23 protein-coding genes are annotated in these 22,636 nt (G+C 41.1%); 20 read left to right on the plus strand and 3 right to left on the minus strand.

What is annotated here, in order from left to right; translation table 11 throughout:
* Nucleotide 1: 1 nt before the first annotated feature.
* Both gmk and I6E24_RS03665 read right to left on the minus strand, forming a co-directional pair.
* Nucleotides 2-565 carry a guanylate kinase gene (gmk, locus tag I6E24_RS03660; RefSeq protein ID WP_235326319.1) on the minus strand — a complete coding sequence of 188 codons (564 nt, stop codon included), beginning with the start codon at nt 563-565 and terminating at the stop codon, nt 2-4.
* Between the two features lie 2 nt (nt 566-567).
* Complete coding sequence (locus I6E24_RS03665; RefSeq protein WP_235326321.1) at nt 568-1,443, minus strand: YicC/YloC family endoribonuclease; 876 nt, start codon at nt 1,441-1,443, stop codon at nt 568-570.
* A 106-nt stretch (nt 1,444-1,549) separates the two neighbouring features.
* On the opposite strand from I6E24_RS03665, the gene tsaB reads away from it, so the two are divergent.
* The 8 genes from tsaB to I6E24_RS03705 are packed head-to-tail and all read left to right on the plus strand — an operon-like array spanning nt 1,550 to nt 10,586.
* Nucleotides 1,550-2,239, plus strand: coding sequence for a tRNA (adenosine(37)-N6)-threonylcarbamoyltransferase complex dimerization subunit type 1 TsaB (tsaB, locus tag I6E24_RS03670; RefSeq protein WP_235326323.1), 690 nt, complete (start codon nt 1,550-1,552; stop codon nt 2,237-2,239).
* A gap of 18 nt (nt 2,240-2,257) precedes the next feature.
* Nucleotides 2,258-2,878, plus strand: a complete 621-nt coding sequence (locus I6E24_RS03675; protein ID WP_235326325.1) for a DUF4290 domain-containing protein — start codon at nt 2,258-2,260, stop codon at nt 2,876-2,878.
* A 31-nt stretch (nt 2,879-2,909) separates the two neighbouring features.
* The gene (gene murA / locus I6E24_RS03680) at nt 2,910-4,214 is read left to right on the plus strand and encodes a UDP-N-acetylglucosamine 1-carboxyvinyltransferase (protein WP_235326327.1); all 1,305 of its coding nucleotides are present in this window, start codon (nt 2,910-2,912) and stop codon (nt 4,212-4,214) included.
* A 9-nt stretch (nt 4,215-4,223) separates the two neighbouring features.
* On the plus strand, nt 4,224-4,739 hold the full coding sequence (gene rimM / locus I6E24_RS03685; protein ID WP_235326329.1) for a ribosome maturation factor RimM: 516 nt from the start codon (nt 4,224-4,226) through the stop codon (nt 4,737-4,739).
* A gap of 13 nt (nt 4,740-4,752) precedes the next feature.
* A complete protein-coding gene (locus I6E24_RS03690) occupies nt 4,753-5,610 on the plus strand; it encodes a murein hydrolase activator EnvC family protein (RefSeq protein WP_235326331.1) in 858 nt (285 codons plus the stop codon).
* 4 nt (nt 5,611-5,614) lie between these two features.
* Nucleotides 5,615-6,772 (plus strand): 1-deoxy-D-xylulose-5-phosphate reductoisomerase, encoded by a 1,158-nt coding sequence (locus I6E24_RS03695; RefSeq protein WP_235326332.1) that lies wholly within the window; start codon nt 5,615-5,617, stop codon nt 6,770-6,772.
* 31 nt (nt 6,773-6,803) lie between these two features.
* On the plus strand, nt 6,804-8,144 hold the full coding sequence (gene rseP / locus I6E24_RS03700) for an RIP metalloprotease RseP (protein WP_235326334.1): 1,341 nt from the start codon (nt 6,804-6,806) through the stop codon (nt 8,142-8,144).
* Nucleotides 8,145-8,159: 15 nt separating this feature from the next.
* Complete coding sequence (locus I6E24_RS03705; protein WP_235326336.1) at nt 8,160-10,586, plus strand: S9 family peptidase; 2,427 nt, start codon at nt 8,160-8,162, stop codon at nt 10,584-10,586.
* A 129-nt stretch (nt 10,587-10,715) separates the two neighbouring features.
* Here I6E24_RS03705 and I6E24_RS03710 read toward each other — a convergent pair whose 3' ends face one another.
* Nucleotides 10,716-11,741, minus strand: coding sequence for a DUF4468 domain-containing protein (locus tag I6E24_RS03710; protein ID WP_235326338.1), 1,026 nt, complete (start codon nt 11,739-11,741; stop codon nt 10,716-10,718).
* 236 nt (nt 11,742-11,977) lie between these two features.
* Between I6E24_RS03710 and I6E24_RS03715 the strand changes: the two genes are divergently transcribed.
* The 12 genes from I6E24_RS03715 to atpA all read left to right on the plus strand — a co-directional run bounded on the left by I6E24_RS03715 (nt 11,978) and on the right by atpA (nt 22,632).
* Entirely contained in the window at nt 11,978-12,679 is a 702-nt protein-coding gene (locus I6E24_RS03715; protein ID WP_235326340.1) for a 16S rRNA (uracil(1498)-N(3))-methyltransferase, read from the plus strand.
* A gap of 32 nt (nt 12,680-12,711) precedes the next feature.
* Complete coding sequence (locus tag I6E24_RS03720) at nt 12,712-14,241, plus strand: DUF4836 family protein (protein WP_235326342.1); 1,530 nt, start codon at nt 12,712-12,714, stop codon at nt 14,239-14,241.
* Between the two features lie 14 nt (nt 14,242-14,255).
* Nucleotides 14,256-14,900, plus strand: a complete 645-nt coding sequence (locus I6E24_RS03725; RefSeq protein WP_235326370.1) for an ATP-binding cassette domain-containing protein — start codon at nt 14,256-14,258, stop codon at nt 14,898-14,900.
* Nucleotides 14,901-14,919: 19 nt separating this feature from the next.
* On the plus strand, nt 14,920-16,098 hold the full coding sequence (locus tag I6E24_RS03730; protein ID WP_235326344.1) for an ABC transporter permease: 1,179 nt from the start codon (nt 14,920-14,922) through the stop codon (nt 16,096-16,098).
* 190 nt (nt 16,099-16,288) lie between these two features.
* Nucleotides 16,289-17,815, plus strand: a complete 1,527-nt coding sequence (atpD, locus tag I6E24_RS03735) for a F0F1 ATP synthase subunit beta (RefSeq protein ID WP_204400919.1) — start codon at nt 16,289-16,291, stop codon at nt 17,813-17,815.
* Between the two features lie 5 nt (nt 17,816-17,820).
* Nucleotides 17,821-18,093 (plus strand): F0F1 ATP synthase subunit epsilon, encoded by a 273-nt coding sequence (locus I6E24_RS03740; protein ID WP_235326346.1) that lies wholly within the window; start codon nt 17,821-17,823, stop codon nt 18,091-18,093.
* A 58-nt stretch (nt 18,094-18,151) separates the two neighbouring features.
* Complete coding sequence (locus tag I6E24_RS03745; protein WP_235326348.1) at nt 18,152-18,532, plus strand: hypothetical protein; 381 nt, start codon at nt 18,152-18,154, stop codon at nt 18,530-18,532.
* The gene (atpB, locus tag I6E24_RS03750) at nt 18,529-19,590 is read left to right on the plus strand and encodes a F0F1 ATP synthase subunit A (RefSeq protein ID WP_235326350.1); all 1,062 of its coding nucleotides are present in this window, start codon (nt 18,529-18,531) and stop codon (nt 19,588-19,590) included. Before I6E24_RS03745 ends, atpB begins: the two co-directional genes overlap by 4 nt.
* 106 nt (nt 19,591-19,696) lie before the next feature.
* Nucleotides 19,697-19,951, plus strand: a complete 255-nt coding sequence (atpE, locus tag I6E24_RS03755) for an ATP synthase F0 subunit C (RefSeq protein WP_154044670.1) — start codon at nt 19,697-19,699, stop codon at nt 19,949-19,951.
* 10 nt (nt 19,952-19,961) lie between these two features.
* The gene (gene atpF / locus I6E24_RS03760; protein WP_235326352.1) at nt 19,962-20,462 is read left to right on the plus strand and encodes a F0F1 ATP synthase subunit B; all 501 of its coding nucleotides are present in this window, start codon (nt 19,962-19,964) and stop codon (nt 20,460-20,462) included.
* A 6-nt stretch (nt 20,463-20,468) separates the two neighbouring features.
* A complete protein-coding gene (locus I6E24_RS03765; protein WP_235326354.1) occupies nt 20,469-21,023 on the plus strand; it encodes a F0F1 ATP synthase subunit delta in 555 nt (184 codons plus the stop codon).
* 19 nt (nt 21,024-21,042) lie between these two features.
* Nucleotides 21,043-22,632, plus strand: coding sequence for a F0F1 ATP synthase subunit alpha (gene atpA, locus I6E24_RS03770; RefSeq protein WP_235326356.1), 1,590 nt, complete (start codon nt 21,043-21,045; stop codon nt 22,630-22,632).
* Nucleotides 22,633-22,636: the final 4 nt, after the last annotated feature.

A 22,636-nucleotide genomic window follows, 5' to 3' on the forward strand; every position in this document is an offset into this window, starting at 1 on the left:
ATTACTTATTCAGGAAATTACTGATGGTTTCAAGTGCTTCCGCCTGTGCTTTTTCCAGCACGTCGTTCACAATCACTACGTCGAACTTGTCGGCATAGCTTAGTTCGAACTCAGCTTTTGCTATACGGCTTTCTATCACTTCTGGAGAGTCTGTACCACGTCCGTTCAGTCGTTTGCGCAGTTCTTCCACTGATGGTGGCTGGATGAATACGGAGAGTGCACGTTCGCCATAGAATTTCTTTATGTTGCATCCGCCTACTACGTCCACATCGAATATCACGTTCTGACCTTCCGAAAGTTGTTTCTCGACTTGCGATTTCAGTGTTCCGTAGAAACGGTCGGTATACACTTCTTCGTATTCAAGGAACTCTCCGTTTGCTATTTTCTGTCTGAACTCGTCAGGAGTCAGGAAGAAATATTCCACTCCGTTCTGCTCCGTACCGCGTGGCGGACGGCTCGTTGCCGAGATTGAAAAAGCCAGATTAAGATTCTGCTGTAGAAGATAATTGATGATTGTAGATTTGCCTGAACCTGATGGCGCTGAAAATATGATAAGCTTTCCCATAATTACATTACATTTAGAACCTGTTCCTTTATTTGTTCCAGCTCGTCTTTCATCTGGACCACAATGTTTTGCATCTCTGCGTGGTTTGACTTGCTTCCTGTAGTGTTGATTTCACGTCCCATTTCCTGAGCTATAAAACCAAGCTTTTTGCCCTGTCCGTGTCCGCCTGCCATCGTTTCGCGGAAATATTTCAGATGGTTCGTCAGACGCTGTTTCTCTTCGTTTATATCAAGTTTTTCGATATAATATATCAGTTCTTGTTCCAGGCGGTTCTTGTCGTAGTCCACACTGATAGTCTTTTCGAGTGCATCAGTGATTTTTTCCCTGATACGTGCCACTCTTTCTTTTTCGTATGGTTCTATTGATGCAAGAAGACGCTCTATGTTGTCAATTTTTTCATTGAATTTCTTTTCAAGTGCTTCACCTTCTTGTTTGCGGAAGTTTACCAGAGCATTGATAGCTTCTTCCACTGCACCTTTGGCTACTTCCCATTCCTCGTCTTCCAGAGTCTGTATGTCAACTTTTGTAAGTACGTCGGGCATGCGTAGCAGTGTTGCAAACCAGTCGGAAGGCAAAGGTATGTTACATGATTCTGATATATTCTTGATTTGTGTATAATAGTTCTGTAGGAGAGCTGCATTGATAGGGGTAGCTGCGTCTGAAACTTCTTTTTCAATCCAAAGGCTGAAGTCAACTTTTCCGCGTTCCAGACTTTTAGAAATCATGTTTCTTATTTCCATTTCTTTTTCTCTGTACAAAGGAGCAATTCTTGCAGAAACGTCGAGCGCCTTGCTGTTGAGTGATTTTATTTCTACGATAATTTTCTTATCGTTATAAGTAACGGTTGATTTTCCGTAACCGGTCATTGATTGTATCATAACAAATTCTATTTTTTTGCAAAAGTAAGGAAAAGTGAGGAAATTATAGAAAAGGAGTGGGATAAAAAGTGTATATTTGCGGACAATAATGTATTATAAGTAAACTATGTCGTGCATTTTACATATTGAAACATCTACAGAAGTTTGTTCCGTATCTGTGAGCCAGGACGGAGCTTCTATTTTTACTAAGGAGGATTTTAACGGACCGTCGCATGCCACAGTCCTTGGCGTTTATGTGGACGAGGCCTTGTCGTTTGTTGATAATCATGCCATTCCGCTGGATGCTGTTGCCGTGAGTTGCGGTCCAGGATCATATACCGGACTTCGTATCGGTGTATCTATGGCCAAGGGTATCTGCTACGGAAGGAATATACCTTTGATTGGCATTCCGACTCTTGAAGTTATGTGTGTACCTGTTCTTCTTGAGCATGATTTGCCTGACGATGCTTTGCTCTGTCCTATGATAGACGCACGCCGTATGGAGGTTTATGCAGCCATTTACGATCGTTCCCTTAAAGCATGCCGTGAGATTGGTGCTGACATTATAGACGAAAATTCTTATAAGGAATTTTTGGATGAACACCCTGTATATTTCTTCGGGAATGGTGCCGCAAAATGTCGTTCAAAGATTACTCATCCAAATGCTCATTTTATCGATGATATCCATCCTTTAGCTAAATGGATGTTTCCTTTGGCCGAAAAGGCAGTCGCAAAAGAAGAATATAAGGATGTGGCCTATTTTGAGCCTTTCTACTTGAAAGAGTTTGTAGCTTCTACTCCTAAAAAATTACTTTGATAAATTAATTTGAAATATATGGAATATAATACCCAGCAACGACGTCTTCCGCTTCCTGAGTATGGGCGCAGTGTACAGAATATGGTGGATCATGCTCTAACTATAGAAGATCGTGAAGAAAGACAGATTTGTGCTAATACTATAATAAAAATTATGAAGGGTATGTTCCCTCAGCTTAAGGATAATGCAGAGTTGAATCAGAGGCTTTGGGATCATCTTGCAATAATGTCTGATTTCAAACTTGATATAGATTATCCTGTGGAGATTGTCAAGAAAGAGAATCTTAATGTGAAACCTGAAAGAGTTCCTTATCCTCAGTCAAAACTGAAATATAAGCATTACGGACGTTTTGTTCAGGATATGATAAATGTCGCTGCAGGATATGAGGAAGGTGAGGAGAAAAAACAACTCATCAATCTTATTGCCAACCAGATGAAAAAAGATTATCAGAACTGGAATAAGGATGGGGTGGATAATCAGAGAATAATTGATGACTTGTGTGAGTTGTCAGATGGCAGAATAAAGATTACTTTAGACGATGTGAAGATGTTTGAACATCGTGTGTTTACACAGCGTCGCCGTCAGACAAATAATAATAATAACCAACAGAAGCGCAAGAATAACAACAATGATAAATGATTGTTGGTTTAATTTTAAAAGCTAAAATTATATGGGCTCATTTGTAATAGAAGGTGGACATAAACTTCATGGCGAAATAACCCCTCAGGGGGCCAAGAACGAAGTGTTGCAGATTTTGTGTGCTACATTGCTCACATCGGAGGAAGTTACAGTACATAATATACCGAATATACTTGATGTGAACAATCTTATTCAGCTTATCAGTGATATGGGTGTCAAGGTATCTAAACTGAATGCTGATACTTATTCGTTTAAGGCTGATAATGTTAATCTGTCATATCTTGAGAGTGATGAATTCCTGCAAAGATGTTCCAAATTGCGTGGTTCTGTAATGCTTATAGGTCCTTTGCTTTCGCGTTTTGGTAAGGCCATGATTTCAAAACCGGGTGGCGATAAGATTGGACGTCGTCGTCTGGATACTCATTTTATAGGTGTATTGAAACTGGGGGCTTCTTTTGATTATGAACCGGTGCGCGGAGTATATACCTTAACTGCGGAAAAGCTTAAGGGAACATATATGTTGCTCGATGAAGCTTCAGTCACAGGTACTGCCAATATTATAATGGCAGCCGTTCTTGCCGAAGGTGTTACGACTATATATAATGCCGCATGCGAACCTTATCTTCAGCAATTGTGCAGAATGCTTAACCGTATGGGAGCTAAGATTTCAGGCATAGCATCGAATTTGCTCACAATAGAAGGTGTGAAAGAACTTAAGGGATGTACGCATACGGTGTTGCCAGATATGATTGAAGTTGGAAGCTTCATCGGAATGGCTGCTATGACAGGAAGTGAGATTACCATAAAGAACGTATCTTATGAAAATCTTGGTATTATTCCTGAAAGTTTTCGACGTCTGGGCATTACGCTTGAGCAGAGAAACGATGACATATTTATTCCGCAACAGGATCATTATGAAATAGAATCATTCATGGATGGCTCTATTATGACTATAGCCGATGCCCCGTGGCCGGGACTTACTCCAGACTTGCTCAGTGTTATGTTGGTTGTGGCTACTCAGGCAAAGGGTAGTGTACTTATTCATCAGAAGATGTTTGAAAGCAGACTGTTCTTTGTCGACAAACTTATTGATATGGGAGCACAGATAATACTTTGCGATCCGCACAGGGCTGTAGTAATAGGCCATGATCATAATTTCAGCCTGAGAGGAGGAAATATGACTTCTCCTGATATCCGTGCCGGTATTGCATTGCTTATAGCTGCTCTTGGTGCCGAAGGTACAAGCCGTATTCACAATATCGAACAGATAGACCGTGGATATCAGAATATAGAGCAACGTCTGACTGAGCTTGGAGCACGTATAACTAGAATTTAAGCAACAGAGATGATAAGAAAAGAGGAAGTATATAAAATAGGAGTAATAAACAAGCCACATGGAGTGAAAGGAGAGGTGTCGTTCACCTTTACCGACGATATTTTTGACCGTGTGGACTGTGATTATCTTATATTGCTTATGGACGGAATACTGGTTCCATTCTTTATTGAGGAATACCGTTTCCGCTCTGATAATTCTGCATTGGTAAAGTTTGAAGATATTGATACCGCTGAAAAGGCAAGAATGTTTACTAATGTAGAGGTATTTTTTCCTATGAAATATGTTGAAGAACAGGATGAGATTTCTTCATGGAATTATTTTGTTGGATTTGCAGTTGATGATGTAAATCACGGAACACTTGGAGTTATATCCGATGTGGATGATGCTACCATGAATGTACTGTTTGTGATTGAAAAGGAAGATGGAGGAGAAATTTTACTTCCGGCCCACGAAGAGTTTATTCTGGACATAGATCATAAAAAGAAACGTGTGAAAGTAGACATTCCTGAAGGATTGTTGGATTAAAAAACTGGTGAGTATGAGGAAGAAAGGACGTAAGGCTTTTTGGCATAATATCAAATTTAAGTATAAACTTACCATTATAAACGAGAATACACTTGAGGAAGTGGTAGGGATACATGTATCCAAACTGAATGGTCTTTCAGTCCTTTTGTTTGCCTGTACTATTATATTCATTATTGCCGCTTCCATTATAGCTTTTACACCATTGCGTAACTATTTGCCGGGATATATGAATTCTGAAGTGCGCGAGATGGTTGTTTCAAATGCGCTTCGTGCCGATTCATTGCGTTTGGCCTTAGAAAAACAGAATAGGTATATAATGAATATACAGGACATATTCAGTGGAAAGATACATGTAGACACTATTCAGTCCATAGACTCTTTGACCAATCTACGTGCCGAGCAGCTTATGGAAAGGACAAAAGAGGAGGAGGAGTTCCGTCAGCAGTATGAAGAGAAGGAGAGATATAACTTACGTGCTATTGACAATAGTAATGCAGTCTCCGGTCTTATATTCTTCAAGCCGGTAAATGGCGTGAAAGAAGTGAATTTCAATCCCGAAGAGAAGCATTACGGTATTGATATTCTGACCTCCGATAATGAGAATGTGGTGGCTATATTGGATGGAACTGTCATTATGGCTACTTATACTGTGAGCGACGGGTATGTGATACAAGTTCAGCATGCACAAAATTTTATCAGTATATATAAGAACTGTGGTTCATTGATGAAAGAACCCGGCGACAAGGTTAAAGGTGGAGATGTCATTGCTTTGGTAGGAAAAGGAAATGACGAACATAAGGAATCTTACCTTCATTTTGAACTTTGGCGTAGGGGGATACCAATAAATCCGGGAAATTATGTAGTATTCTAAGGTTATGAAAAAACAGATAGTAATTCTTGGGTCTACGGGTTCTATAGGAACCCAGGCCTTACAAGTGATAGAGGAACATCCTGACCTTTATGAGGTATATGCCCTTACTGCAAACAATAGGGTAGATAAACTTATTGAACAGGCCAGAAAGTTCCAGCCTGAGGCTGTGGTCATTGCTAATGAAGACAAATATCAGCAACTGAAAGACGCACTTGCAGACCTTCCTATAAAGGTATATGCCGGAGCCGAGGCTTTGTGCGAAATTGTGGAATCAGGACCTGTAAATATTGTATTGACAGCTATGGTAGGATATGCAGGTTTGAAACCTACTATCAATGCTATCAGAGCCGGCAAAACTATTGCATTGGCTAATAAGGAGACTCTTGTAGTGGCAGGTGAGCTTATTACTGAACTGGCACAACAGTATAGAACTCCCATCTTGCCTGTCGACTCTGAACACTCTGCGATTTTCCAGTGTCTGGAAATGAATAATCCTATAAGTAAGGTAATTCTTACCGCATCTGGTGGTCCATTCCGTACTTTCAGTATGGAACAGCTTGCCACTGTTACCAAGGAGCAGGCTCTTAAGCATCCAAATTGGTGTATGGGGGCAAAAATTACCATTGATTCGGCTTCTATGATGAACAAGGGTTTTGAGGTTATTGAGGCTAAATGGCTTTTCGGTGTAAAACCTGAACAAATAGAAGTGGTTGTTCATCCACAATCTGTCATCCACTCTATGGTAGAATATAAGGACGGTGCGGTAAAAGCACAGCTTGGTGTGCCTGATATGCGTTTGCCTATACAATATGCCTTTTCTTACCCTAAGCGTGAGACACTTTCCGGCGAGCGGTTGGATTTTATTAAGTGCAATACTCTTACATTCGAAGCTCCTGATACAAAACGTTTCAGAAATCTTGCTTTTGCGTACGAAGCAATGAACCGTGGTGGAAATATGGCCTGCATATTGAATGCGGCCAATGAGGTGGTAGTAGCGGCATTCCTTAAGGATCAGATATCTTTCTTGGGTATGAGTGATGTAATAGAAAAAACAATGAATAGGGTAACGTATATCAGCAATCCTACATATCATGACTATGTGGAAACTGACGCTATAGCCCGCCGTATAGCAGCCGAGTATGTCATAAACTCAGGCTTTTAATTATTAATTTAAAAAAAGTAAGAAAAAACAGATGGAGACATTTTTTATCCGTGCCCTTCAGTTGGTGCTAAGTTTGTCTATTTTGGTTATAGTACACGAAGGAGGACACTTCTTTTTTGCGCGTCTATTCAAAATCAGGGTAGAGAAGTTCTATATCTTTTTTGACCCATGGTTCTCTTTATTCAAATTCAAACCTAAAAATTCTGAAACAGAATATGGTGTAGGATGGTTGCCTTTGGGTGGATATTGTAAAATATCTGGTATGATAGATGAGTCTATGGATACAGAACAGATGAAACAGCCGGCCCAGCCTTGGGAATTCCGTTCCAAACCTGCATGGCAGAGGCTGCTCGTTATGATAGGTGGTGTGATGATGAACTTTATTCTGGCTCTATTTATTTATTCCATGATATTGTTTACCTGGGGCGACAAATATATCGCGCTCAAGGATATGAGTTACGGATTGAAGTTTAACGAAACAGCACAGAACATAGGATTCAGAGACGGAGATATACTTCTTAGTGCAGATGGCAAAGAGCTTGAGCGTTTCGGAATGGATATGATTCGTGATGTAGTTGAGGCTAAGGAAGTAAAGGTATTGCGTAACGGTGAGACTGTAAGTATAGCAATGCCTGAATTGAGCCTTATTGATGTAGCCCAGCAAGATCCTATGTTTGTTGATGTATTCCATCCTAATGTGGTTGATTCTGTTGTTGCAGGCGGTGGTTTTGCAAATGCAGGCATACAGAAAGGCGACTCGCTTATAGCTGTCAACGGAAAGACTCTTAATTCATGGAATGATTTCCAGAATCAGATGGCTGATTTGAAACTTAGAGCCGAGGTAGCGGAAAAGACTACTGCTGATTTTACTCTGGTATATTCACGTGCTGGTGTTAGAGATACTGTAAACGTGACTACAGATGAGCAGTTCAAGGTGGCTGCCATAGGCGGTATGCTTAATTATACTCCAACAGTACGTACTTTCGGTTTTTTTGAATCTTTCCCGGCAGGAGTAACTTTAGGGGTAAACACCCTGAAGGGATATGTAAACGATCTTAAGTATGTGTTTACAAAAGAAGGAGCCAAGAGTGTAGGCGGTTTCGGAACAATTGGAAGTATATTCCCTAAAGTGTGGGACTGGCAGCGTTTTTGGTCTATGACAGCATTCTTGTCAATAATTTTGGCATTTATGAACATTTTGCCTATTCCAGCACTCGACGGAGGACATGTATTGTTCCTTATTTATGAGATTGTAGCTCGTCGTAAGCCTAGCGATAAGTTCCTTGAATATGCCCAGATGGTTGGTATGTTCCTGCTTTTTGCTTTGCTCATTTGGGCTAACTTTAATGACGTACTTAGATTCTTATTGTAATTTAACACTGATTTTATGAAGAGAATATTGTTTTCTGCAATATTGGGCGGTATGATGCTTTCGTCTGCTATTGTTGTAGCTCAGGAAAGACTTCCCGAATATCTGCAGGCAGAAAAGTTTACGGAGAGCAAGCTAAAAAATATGCTGTTTTCTACTACTGTTGACCCTCACTGGTTTCAGAATGGAAAAGGTTTCTGGTATGAGTATAAAACATCCGAAGGTACATTCTGGTATGTGGTAACTCCTTCGCAGAAAAAGAAAGAAATGCTTTTCTACCGTGACAAGTTGGCGGCACAGCTGACGGAGATTGTAAAGGACCCTTTTGAGGCTAGACAGCTTCCGGTGAAGAATCTTAAAGCAGAAGCCGACGGTCGTACTTTTACTTTCGAAGTAGTGTCATCACAGGATGAAAAACAGGAAAAGGATAAAAAAGAGAAAGCCGAAAAGAAGGTTTTCTATTTTTCATACGATTTCCCAACTAAGAAACTTACACATCTTGCCGATAAGGAAAAAGAGCCAAAGAAACTTGATTGGGCTTCTGTTTCTCCGGACGGTCAGTCTGTGGTATATGCAAAGGACTGTAACCTGTATCGTATGAGCATAGCCGACTATCGCAAGGCACAGAAGGATGAAAAGGACAGCACAATCGTTGAAATTCAGCTTACTACAGACGGTATGCCGGATTTCGGTTATGGTATACCTTACAGCCTTCTAAATACAGACACTCTTTGTAATGGCAAGCGTCGTAAGGCATGGGGATGCTGGTCGCCTGACTCAAAACATTTTGTGACTATAGTTTCGGATGACAGGGCTGTAAAACCTCTTTGGGTAATCAACTCAATAGCTGAGCCACGTCCAACACTTGAAACATACAAGTATCAGATGCCTGGAGAAATGGAAGCTCCAGAGGAACATCTTTATATATTCGATATGACATCGAATACACGTAAGGAAATCAAGGTGTCGGCATGGAAGAACCAGTGGTTAGGACTGGAGTATAAGCCAATGGAGAAAAAACAGAGAGACATGGAGTTCCGTCCTTCTGTATGGCAAGGCGATAATAAACGTTTCTTTGTGACAAGATACAGCAGAGATCTTCATCGTATCGACGTATGTACATATACAGTAGGAGAGGATTCTATTGTTCCTATCGTTAAGGAGCGTATGAACACCTATCAGGAGACACGTCCTATACATGTGATAAACGGTGGAAAGGAATTCATACAGTGGAGCGAGCGCGATGGCTGGGCACACCTTTATCTATACGATGATAAGGGAAATCTTAAAAACAGAATTACCGAAGGACCATGGCATGTAGAACAGGTCTTGAAGATAGATGAGGCAACACGTACTGTATATTTCCTCGCAAACGGAAAAGAAAAAGACGAGAACCCTTATTATGAACATCTGTATAAGGTAAACGTAAACGGTAGCGGATTGACAAGACTTACTAAAGGTGATTACTTCCATCAGATTTCATTATCAGATGATGCACAGTTTGCGGTAGATAATTTTTCTCGTGTAAACACAGTGCCATGTGCAGACCTGATTGACAGGAATGGAAATAAGGTAATGACCATCCAGGAAAGTGATTTCTCAAATCTTAAGGCTGCAGGATATAAGTTCCCTGAACTCTTTAAGGTTAAGGCTGCCGATGGTGTGACAGACCTTTATGGAGTGATGTACAAACCATACGATTTCGATTCTACAAAAGTATATCCTATCATAGATTACGTATATCCAGGACCTCAGGTTGAGGCTGTATATTATCCGTTTACACGTATGAGTATCCGTACAGACCGTTTGGCTCAGGCAGGATTTATTGTCATTTCTGTAGGACAGAGAGGAGGACATCCAAGCCGTTCGAAGTGGTATCATAATTACGGTTACGGCAATATGCGTGATTATCCTTTGGCAGACCATAAGGCTGCAGTTGAGCAGTTAGCTGCACGATATAAATATATCGATATAAATAAGGTAGGTATTCACGGTCATTCCGGTGGAGGTTTTATGTCGACAGCCGCAATATGCCAGTATCCTGATTTCTACAAGGCAGCAGTATCATGTGCCGGAAATCACGATAACCGCATCTATAACCGTTGGTGGAGTGAAACGCATCATGGAGTGAAAGAGACTATAACAGAGAAAGGCGATACAACATTCGTGTATAAGATAGCTACCAACCCTGAGATCGTAAAACAACTGAAAGGTCATCTGTTGCTGGTACATGGCGATATCGACAACAATGTTCATCCGGCAAATACTACACGCGTGGTAAATGCACTCATCAGGGCAGGTAAGCGTTTCGATATGCTATATCTTCCGGGACAACGTCATGCTTTTGGAGATATGAATGAATATTTCTACTGGAGACTTGTAGATTATTTCTCAGAGCATCTGAAGGGACAAAGTGAAAAATCGGTAGATATTCCGAAGAGGTAAATATCATATAAACATATAAATAAGGCTCATACTATCCATTTTGGGTTGGTGTGAGTCTTTTTTTATGGTGTAAATAAAAAAGAGCCAACCTTTTTTAAAGTCAGCTCTTAGTATTTATCTAAAATTAAATTATTGATTAATAACAGCCGAAGTCACTTCACAAATATACATTATATATTCTTTGTTAGTGTCAACGCTCTGATTAAGCGATTTCAGTTCTTCTGCAGAAAGTTCCTGAGTCATCGTTTTCTTGCACTCTATCACGATTTCAGCTTTTGACGATTTGTCTTTATAGAAAGAAACTGTGTATAATGGTGAACTTTCCATGTTCTTGCATATATCAGACTGTTTTTTGTCAATCAGAATGTATGCCACATCTTTATTGAAAAGTTTGCCGAATCCTCCCCAAGAGTTTGAATCAAGCTGTGTTTCCTTTCCGTTAGCTTTTATTGTTATTTTTCCGTTGGTAGCCATCTGTGCAAGATTTTCCGGCAACTCCGAAACTGCTACGACACCTGTTTTCTTTTCTACGTTTGGAACTACAGTGTTTGAGGATGGAGTGTCAAGAATTTTTTGACCCAGGCATTCTCTTACCGATGCAAACAGTGCGTCTTTCAAATCGATAGTCTCACGACGGAATTTTCCGCATATAGGGGCAAGTTTCGTTTTTTTCTTGTTCAGTGCCATATCGTCGGTAATCCATTCTTCGGCTGTATAACGTTCGCCTCCATCGCGATTCTCGTCGTACCAGTATCTGATACGGCTCATGTTGAGACTACATTTGCCATCTTCTGTCAAAATGTAAAAATGATAGTAAATTCTGGTCCTGTCAAGCGAAAGTGCTGTTGAACTGAACACCATGTATTCTTCTGCTGATGCTACAATCTCTCCCTTTCCCTCATTTTTATACACTACACGGCTATTGAGCTTTCCTTCGGAAACAAAGCGTTTTTCTGCCCATTGGAGCATTGTGGAATAAAGTTCCTCTTTTTTCATTGAAGGAACTTTGATTTCATCTTCGAAAACTATTTTATCGTCTTTAAAGGTTATTGCTCCTTCCAAATACTTAGGATTGGAATTATCGTCCTTTTTATTGTCTTTTGCATTGGCGAAAAAAGGTAAACATGCCAGGATTAATAAAAGTAAATTTTTCATGTTTGGGTTGTTTTTGTTATTAATAGCAGCAAACATACAAAAAATCTTTTTTTTGATGATATAAAGTCTTATTTCTATATGTTTTTATTTGTTAAATAAAACAACAGGTCGTTTGACTTTAAATGACAGGTTATTTTATTTTAAATGAACTGTCGTTTTAATTTAAGTGTGTCCGGCATCCGAAGTGTCGGAAAAAATGGTTACATTTGTTCGGTTTTAATTTCAATTATATCATTATGCACGTATTTTATACCCCTGATATACTAACGGATTCTGAACTTCCGGCAGAGGAAGCAGGACACTGTGTAAGAGTTTTACGACTGAATATAGGTGATGAGATTACACTGACCGACGGCAAAGGATATTTTTATAAAGCTGCCATAAGTGCTGCTTTGGGCAAGAGGTGTCAGGTCAGAATTCTGGAGAAAACATTTCAGGAACCTTTGTGGAAAGGACATTTGCATATAGCCATGGCTCCTACGAAAATGATGGACCGCATAGAGTGGTTTGCCGAGAAAGCTACTGAGATAGGTTTGGATGAGATTACTTTCCTTAACTGCCGTTACTCGGAGAGAAAGGTCATCAAGACTGAGAGGGTGGAGAAGATTGTGGTTTCAGCCGTAAAGCAATCGCTGAAAGCCCGTAAGCCGGTAATAAACGAAATGACAGACTTTGAGAAGTTTATGAATATGGATTTTAAGGGGGATAAATTTATAGCCCACTGTAATGAGGGAGAGAAAACTTTGCTTAAGGATGCTATAGTGCCTGGAAATGATGCTTTGGTACTGATAGGTCCTGAAGGGGATTTCAGTAAGGAGGAAGTGGAAATGGCATTAAAGAAAGGATTTAAGCCGGTTAGTCTGGGTAAGTCTCGTTTGCGTACTGAAACCGCCGCTTTGGTGGCTGTGCATACTATGAATCTTCTTAATGCTGAATGATATCAGACGATTAACAAATAAATCAATAATTAATGATGAAACTGAAATATTTATCCGTTCCGGTGCTGGCTTTGCTTATGGCTGCCTGTGGAAGTGCACCGGATTACAAAAATGCTATTCCTGCAAAATCAGCGGCCGTGGTTGCTGTTGATGCTAATTCTATGGCTGAGAAGGGGGGATTGAGCGGCGAAAATGCTGATAAAGAACTTCTCGCTAGATTGGAAAACATGGTGAAGAGTGGCCTTTCAAATTCTGATGCTCTTGTGGAGAAGATTTTTCGTGACGGTAAGGAGAGTGGTCTGGGACTGAAAGAAAAGATTTATCTTTTTATGGGAGAACAGGCGAAGATAGGTGGACTGCTGGTTAAGGTGACAGACAAGGATAAACTGGAAGACGTGTTGGAAGCTCTTAAGAAGCAGCAGCTCTGTCAGGAAATAAAAGAAACTGATGGATGCGAATGGACTGTAATGGGTAGTTGGCTCCTGGCATATAATGATGGGGCCATGATACTTGCGGCTGATAACAAGGGTACAGATCCTAAATCGCTTGTCAGACAGGCTTCTATGTGGTTGCGACAGAAGGATGGTGAAGGTTTCTCTGCATCCGAGGACTTCAGACTGATGGAGCAGAAGAAAGGTGATATAATAGTATGGAGCTCGCTTGAGGTACTGCCTCATGAAGCTGTCTATCCTCTTACTATGGGTGTGTCGGCAGAATTGCGTCTGAAAGATATTAAGGCTATTTCTACAGTAGATTTCACTATTGGAAAGACTGTGATGGACGTAGAAGTGATGGTGGCTGACAAAGTTATGAAAGGCATTATGGAGAAGAAACAACAGGTCACTGCAAATGTAAAAGGTCATTATCTTGATATATTCCCTCAGAATACTCCTTTTTGGGCTACGGCTAATATAAAAGGTGGAGAGTTTTATGACTTTTTATGCGGGAACCCTTCGTTGAGAAGATATTTTGAGAAGTCGATGATACCGCTTGACTTCCGTTCTATTTTCAGTGCGATAAATGGTGATGTGGCTTTGGCTATGTCAGGACCAGATGGAGGTGAGTTTATAGCTTATGCTGACGTGTCGTCGGATGGTTTCATGAAGTCGTTTGAAACTCTGAAATCAATGGCTGCGCTTACAGGCGGACAGGTGATATTGCGCAATCATGGTGAAAACGGATATGAATTCAAGACTGTGGATGGAAGCATGGTTGGACTTTCTTCAGGATATTTGGCTTTGTGGATAGGAGTAAAGGATGGCAGATTCTATGTTACAAATAAGGAATCTCTGATTGAAAGGCGAGTGCTGGGACTTTCACTCCGCGACCGTGACTGGGGAAATAGAGTGGAAGGACAAAGGTTTTTCATGGTTTCGGACCTGTCGTCGCTTGACCGTCTGTTTGATTTGAGTAAAATAGAGGGAAGCATGGCTTCGGTTTTGGCTTTCTTTGGTGGGTTGGATTATCTTACGGTGGAGAGTGCCGATGGTGGTAATGTCCATATAGAAATCATTATGAAGGACAAGAATCGTAATCCGCTTACTACATTATTTAATAATTAAAAGGAATGTTGAAAGTGGATAGGATAGAATTGGATAATCTGTTGCCTGGTGTTTTTTCCGGACGTGAACATATAGTCTCTGATGTATGGTGCCGAAAACAGGTTTTTGAGAAGGGAAAATCTTATCTGATTGAGGCTGCTTCCGGAACCGGTAAATCATCGCTGTGCAGCTTTATTTATGGCTACAGAAAGGATTATGAGGGAGTAATCCGTTTTGATGGTACAGACATAAGAAAAATGTCCGGTAATGAATGGACTGATGTGAGAAAGAGAAATTTGGGGATGATGTTTCAGGAATTGCGTCTGTTTCCGGAACTTACGGCAGGCGAGAATGTGATTCTGAAAAATAATCTGACACATTTCAGGGACGAGGAGCAGATTAGAAAATGGTTTTCCATGCTTGGAATAGATGATAAGTGGGCGGAACCGGTAGGGAAAATGTCCTTCGGACAGCAGCAAAGGGTGGCTTTCGTCAGGATGTTGTGTCAGCCTTCCGATTTTCTGTTTATGGACGAACCGGTTAGCCATCTGGATGATGCCAACGGAAATGTTATGGCAAAAATTCTTGAAGGTGAAATTCGTGAAAGGGGAGTGGGCGTGATAGTGACTTCCATAGGCCGTCGTCTGAACATTAATTACAATGTCGAAATGAAACTTTAAAACATACAGAGGAATCAAGATGCTTTGGAGATTATTAAAACAGCATATCAGCGTGGCACAGCTGGCAGGTTTCTTTATTGCCAATCTGTGTGGTATGGTGATAGTGATGCTGGGAATACAGTTCTATAATGATGTTTTGCCTGTGTTTACCCAGGAAGACAGTTTTATAAAGAAGGATTATATTGTAGTAACAAAAAAGGTGAGCACCCTGGGAAGTATTGCCGGAAAAAGCGGTACTTTCTCTTCATACGAGGTGGACGATCTGAAATCGCAGCCTTTTACGGTTGAAGTGGGAGCTTTCCAGCCTGCACAGTTTAAAGTTTCGGCTGGCATATCTTTCGGAGGAATGGATCTTTCTACTGCTATGTTTCTAGAATCAGTTCCAGACAATTTCGTGGATGTAAAGGCTGATGCATGGAGATACACTGAAGGACAGAAAGAAATACCAATCATAATACCACGCAATTATCTCAATCTTTATAACTTCGGGTTTGCCAGAAGCCGCAATCTGCCACAATTGTCTGAGGGTATGGTTGGACTGGTATCGCTCAATTTATATCTATCAGGCAATGGCATGAGAGATGTAAAGAAAGGGCGCATAGTGGGATTCTCCAACAGACTTAATACTATATTGGTGCCGGAAGCATTTATGAGAAGCGCCAATGCTTCATACGGTGGAAATAAGGCTTGGGAACCGTCCAGGCTTATAATAGAAGTGGATAATCCTGCCGATGAAAGGATAGCGGAATATTTCAGCGATAACGGTTACGAGACAGAGGATAACAAGCTGGATGCAGGAAAAATTACTTGGTTCCTGAAGCTTGCTGTCGGAGTGGTTATGACTGTCGGGTTGGTTATAAGCCTGCTTTCATTCTATATATTATTACTAAGTATCTATTTATTATTACAGAAGAATACCGACAAGTTGGAGAATCTTATTCTTATGGGTTATAGCACTCAGAGTGTAGCCAAACCATATCAGATATTGACAGTAGTGATGAATTTCTCAGTTTTACTGCTATCTGTTATTGTGCTGCTATTCGTAAGAGAAATATATATGGATGCCCTTTCTGACATTATATCAGCAGAAAGTGAAGGAAATATGATGTGTGCATGTTTTTGTGGTGTGCTTTTGTTTGTCCTGGTGTCTGTTTATAATGTTATTGCTATAAGGAAAAAAATCAATTCCATAATGTAAAAGGCCATTTTTAGTTTAAAAAGTCTTTATTCACTGTGATAATATGTAAATGGTATTGGGAAATATTTCTCATATTATGTCCTATAACATTGTTTAAGGACTAAAAAATGTTACTTTTTGGTACATTGTTACTGGATAAAACATTAAATTTGTGGTAATCAATTAAGATAATAATTTAACAGATTAGTTTATGTCAAAAATCGTTGGACATATTTCGCAGGTAATTGGTCCGGTTGTGGATGTTCACTTCAATCTGGAGGGATTGGATGCCGAAGTTGCACTGCCGAAAATACACGATGCAATGACTGTAGTCCGCAAGGATGGTCGTACATTGGTTATTGAGGTACAGCAGCATATAGGCGAGGATACTGTACGTACAGTAGCTATGGACAGTACGGACGGACTGAAACGCGGAATGGAAGTTGTACCTACCGGTCAGCCTATAACCATGCCGGTGGGAGCACAGATCAGGGGACGTGTGATGAACGTAGTGGGAGAGACTATCGACGGAATGTCCGAACTGGACAAGAAGGACGGTTTCCCTATACACCGCGAACCTCCACGTTTTGAGGATTTGGCAACAACTCAGGAAGTACTTTTTACAGGTATTAAGGTTATTGACCTTTTGGAACCGTATCTGAAAGGTGGTAAAATCGGATTGTTTGGTGGCGCCGGTGTAGGTAAAACCGTGCTCATCAAGGAGTTAATCAACAATATTGCAAAGAAACATAACGGTTTCTCTGTCTTTGCCGGTGTGGGTGAACGTACCCGTGAAGGTAATGACCTTCTTAGGGAAATGATTGAATCAGGCGTTATCCGCTATGGCGAGGAATTCCAGAAGAGTATGGAAGAAGGCAACTGGGATTTGTCGAAAGTAGACTATAAGGAAGTAGAGAAATCACAGGTTGCGATGGTGTTCGGACAGATGAATGAGCCTCCTGGCGCACGTCAGTCTGTAGCACTTTCTGGATTGACTTTGGCAGAATCGTTCCGCGACCGCAAGACAGAAGAAAACAGCCCTAAGGATATTCTGTTCTTTATTGACAATATCTTCCGTTTCACTCAGGCCGGTTCTGAGGTGTCAGCCCTCTTGGGACGTATGCCTTCGGCTGTAGGTTATCAGCCTACTCTGGCTACTGAAATGGGTAAGATGCAGGAACGTATCACTTCTACCAAGGATGGTTCCATCACGTCAGTTCAGGCTGTATATGTGCCTGCCGACGACTTGACAGACCCTGCTCCGGCTACTACATTTACTCACCTTGACGCTACTACAGTGTTGAGCCGTAAGATAGCCGAACTTGGTATCTATCCTGCTGTTGACCCGCTGGATTCTACATCGCGTATTCTTGATCCGCTTATTGTGGGTAAGGAACATTACGAGACTGCACAGAGAGTTAAACAGATTCTTCAGCGTAACAAGGAACTTCAGGATATCATCTCTATCCTTGGTATGGACGAACTTTCGGACGAGGACCGTCTGACTGTAAACCGTGCACGTAGGGTACAGAGATTCCTTTCACAGCCGTTTGCCGTGGCAGAACAGTTTACAGGTGTTCCGGGTGCTATGGTTTCAATTGAGGATACTATTAAGGGATTCAAGATGATACTTGACGGTGAAGTTGACTATTTGCCTGAACAGGCATTCCTTAACGTGGGAACAATCGAAGATGCCATAGAGAAAGGAAAGAAACTGCTTGAGGCTGCTAAAGCATAACGACTATGGACAGGAAGAATTTGAATCTGGTGATTATTTCACCGGAGCGCACTCTCTTCGATGGTCCTGTCAACTGGGTGGAACTGCCTGGTGAACTTGGTAAATTCCAGTTGCTTGTAAACCATGCTCCGATAATATCTTCGCTGAAAGAAGGTGAAGTTGTCTATCAGTGTGGCGAAGCGCAGTACAGGGTAAAGAGAGATACGCAAAGATTGAAAATTACAGGAGGATTCGTTGAGGTTAAAGATAATTTGGTCTCAGTGTGCGTAGAATTATAAACCGAAAAATCTGAAAAACATGTTTTTGCTAAAGGCAAAGAGGATATTTATAAAAAAAATGACAATATTGACTTTGATATTGTCTGTTGTGATAGGTTTGATTTACCATTTGTTTATACCAGACAGGTATTTTCCGTGGTTTCCTGCCATTCCTGTGTTTTTTTACCTCTTCGGTCTGTTCTACATCAACATGTTTTCCATGGCTTATCGGCTGGGAGAGGACAAGATGATTCCACTGTTCCTGGTTTGTAAAGGAACCAAGTTTCTTGTAAGCATTCTGATTGTTTCAATATACTGTTATGCGGTACAGCATGAAATTGTGGCTTTCTTTGCAACATTTGTGGTATTCTATATTTCTTTTTTGATATTCGAGACTGTATATTTTACCAGTATCGAACTGAGACTTATTAAGAAGAAAAAACTAAAACAGAAACAATGAGAAAAGTACGTTACATATGGACTTTAGTATTACTGATGGTTTTTACATCAGGTTTCGCATCTGCCGAGACTTCTGACGAAGGCGGTGAAGTGGATGTCAACGAACTGGTGTTCGGACATATCAACGACTCTTATTCCTGGCACATAGTAACTATTGGAGATACTCATATCACTATTCCACTTCCGGTAATAGTTAAAAGCAGTACCGGATGGCATGTGTTTTCTTCAGAGAAACTGGAAGAAGGAGAATATGAGGGCCTTTATATAGCTGAAGGTGGAGCATACGACGGAAAGATTGTAGAACGTAATGCCGCTGGCGAGGAGGTTCGTCCTTGGGACATGTCCATAACAAAGAATGTTGTTGGACTCATGATAAACAGCGCTATTTTGGTGTGGATAGTTCTTGGATGTGCCAGATGGTATAAAAAACATCCTGTTGAGAATGGAGCACCAAGAGGCGGTGTTGGTATGGTAGAGTCAATGGTGCTGATGATTTATAACGACGTTATCAAGGAAGGAGTAGGTCCTAGTTATGAACGTTATGCACCGTATCTGCTGACTGCATTTTTCTTTATATTGGTAAATAACCTTATGGGACTTATTCCAATATTCCCGGGTGGTGCCAATGTAACAGGTAATATAGCAATCACGCTTGTGCTGGCTTTGTTGACTTTCTTTTTTACTAATGCTTTTGCAACCAAAGAATATTGGAAAGATATATTCTGGCCTGACGTACCGGTATGGCTTAAGGCTCCTATACCTATGATGCCAGTGATAGAGTTCTTCGGTCTGTTCACTAAGCCTTTCGCTCTTATGATTCGTCTTTTTGCCAATATAATGGCAGGTCATGCAGCTATTCTCAGTTTGCTGTCCATCATTTTCATAACAGTGAAAATAGGTCCGCTACTGAATGGTGCAATGACTTTTGTGTCAGTAGCGTTTGGTATATTCATGACGGCTCTTGAGCTTCTGGTGGCTTTCATCCAGGCTTATGTGTTCACTATGCTTTCGGCTGTATTTATCGGTCTTTCCAAGGTAAAGGAAAAAGAGGAAAACTAAAACAAACAAAAAAAACAATTGTGATAAACAGATATATGGCTAAGTAGCCGTAACAGACTTATCACTTTATAAATTTTAAAAATAACAAACTTAAAAACTTATAATTATGTTACTTTCAATTTTATTACAGGCTGCCGCAGGTGCAGGTTTAGGTAAATTGGGTGCTGCTCTTGGTGCAGCTATTGCAGTAATCGGTGCAGGTATTGGTATTGGTAAAATCGGTGGCTCAGCTATGGAAGCAATCGCCCGTCAGCCAGAAGCATCAGGTGATATTCGTACTAACATGATTATCATCGCAGCACTTGTTGAAGGTGTAGCTATTATCGCAATAATCGTTTGTCTTCTAACATTGTTCCTATAATAATCAGCGTATGGGATTGTTGACTCCGGATCCGGGGTTACTGTTCTGGATGGTAGTGGTATTCGGTATTGTCTTCTTTTTGTTGGCAAAATACGGATTTCCTGTTATCATCAAGATGGTAGACGACCGGAAGGCATATATCGATAACTCTCTTAAAGCCGCACGCGAAGCCAATGCACAATTGGCAAACGTAAAGGCCGAAAGCGAGAAAATCCTTGCTCAGGCTCATGAAGAACAAGCTAGAATTCTGAAATCAGCCACTGAAACACGTGACCGCATCATAAAAGATGCTCAGGAGAAGGCTCGTTTGGAAGGTGACCGTCTGATGGAAGAAATGAAAAAGCAGATTGAGACTGAAAAAGAAAGTGCAATCCGAGATATCCGTCGTCAGGTGGCTTTGCTTTCAGTAGGTGTTGCCGAAAAGGTAATACGTACCAAATTGGCCGATGCTAAGGAACAGACTGAACTTATAAGTCGATTAGTAGACGAGATGGTTGAATCTTCTAAATAACCGGTTATGAATATAGGAGTAGTTTCAAAGCGTTATGCCAAGGCTTTATTGGACTTTGCAATAGCCAGAGGCAATGAAGAAAAAATATACAAGGAGGTTGAAACGCTGGCCGGACATTTTGGTAACGTACCTGATTTGAAAAAAACAATAGAAAATCCTGTTGTGACAAGAAAGGCCAAATTGGATTTGCTGATTGAAGCATCAGGCGGAAAGAATGTCAGTGAAGAAATGAAACGTTTCCTTCAACTCGTGATTGACGGAAAAAGAGAGAAATTCTTGCATTTCATGACATGGTCGTTCATAGACCAGTACCGGGAAAGGAAGCATATATTGATGGGTAGACTGACTACGGCTGTTGAAGCTCCTGAACTTGTTAGACATCTGGAGGAAATCGGTGCGCTCAAGACTGAATCAAAGGTGGTAATCGAAGCTAATATTGATCCTTCCATTATTGGGGGTTATATTATGGAAATTGACGGATACCGTTTGGATGCAAGTGTAGCCAACCAGCTTAGAAATATCAGACGTCAGTTTATTGATAAAAACAGAAGAATAGTATAATTATTTGAATTGATTAATAATGGCAGATAATACTATAAAACCCAGCGAAGTCTCGGAAGTATTGCTACAGCAGCTTGAAGGTATCGACACTTCACTGAAATTTGATGAGGTGGGTACCGTGCTGCAGGTGAGCGATGGTGTGGTCCGTATATATGGCTTGCGTAATGCAGAAGCCAACGAGCTGCTGAAATTCGAGAACGGAGTTATGGGTACCGTAATGAATCTGGAAGAGGACAATGTGGGTGCCGTCCTGCTTGGTCCTACTGACCAGATTAAGGAGGGAATGATAGTAAAACGTACCAAACATATCGCTTCAATCAATGTAGGTGAGGGTATGTTGGGACGTGTAATCGACCCTCTGGGTGTTCCATTGGATGGACGCGGCGACATCTTAGGTGAAACATTCGAGATGCCGCTTGAACGTAAGGCTCCGGGAGTTATCTTCCGTCAGCCTGTAACTGAACCGTTGCAGACTGGTCTGAAAGCTATCGATGCTATGATTCCTATAGGACGCGGACAGCGTGAGTTGATTATCGGCGACCGTCAGACAGGTAAGACTGCAATAGCTATTGATACAATCATCAATCAGCGTTCAAATTATGAAGCAGGAAATCCGGTTTACTGTATATATGTAGCAATAGGTCAGAAAGGTTCTACTGTGGCAAGTATAGTTAATGCACTTCGTGAACGTGGTGCTATGGATTATACAGTGGTAGTTGCAGCTACAGCCTCAGACCCTGCAGCAATGCAGTATTTCGCTCCGTTTGCCGGTGCTGCTATCGGTGAATATTTCCGTGATACCGGTCGTCATGCATTGGTTGTATATGATGACTTGTCAAAACAGGCGGTAGCTTATCGTGAGGTATCACTTATCCTTCGCCGTCCTTCAGGACGTGAAGCATATCCTGGTGATATCTTCTATCTGCATTCACGTTTGCTTGAACGTGCTGCAAAGATAATCAGCCAGCAGGAAGTGGCAGAACAGATGAATGACTTGCCTGAAAGCCTGAAAGGAAGAGTTAAGGCCGGTGGTTCGCTCACAGCATTGCCTATCATTGAAACTCAGGCAGGCGACGTATCAGCATATATCCCTACAAACGTGATTTCAATCACTGACGGTCAGATATTCCTTGAAACAGACCTCTTTAACCAAGGTTTCCGTCCTGCTATCAACGTAGGTATCTCTGTATCACGTGTTGGTGGTAGTGCGCAGATCAAGAGTATGAAGAAGGTGGCAGGTACACTGAAAATTGACCAGGCGCAGTATCGCGAACTTGAAGCATTCTCAAAGTTCAGCAGTGATATGGACCCTGTTACAGCAATGGCTATCGACCGTGGACGTAAGAATAACCAGTTGCTTATTCAGCCACAGTACTCACCTATGCCGGTAGGAGAACAGATTGCAATTCTTTATTGCGGTACTCACGGATTGATGCGTGAAGTTCCACTTGATAAAGTACGTAGCTTCCAGGATACATTCCTTTCAACTCTTCGTGTGAACCATAAAGAAGATGTGATAGATGTTTTGTCCAGCGGACAGATAAATGATGCTGTAACGGCTATTATAGAAAAAGTGGCAGCAGAAACTGCAGTTCAATATAAACAGTAATTAT

The organism is Bacteroides caecigallinarum, assembly GCF_021530995.1.
GTDB lineage: Bacteria > Bacteroidota > Bacteroidia > Bacteroidales > Bacteroidaceae > Phocaeicola > Phocaeicola faecigallinarum.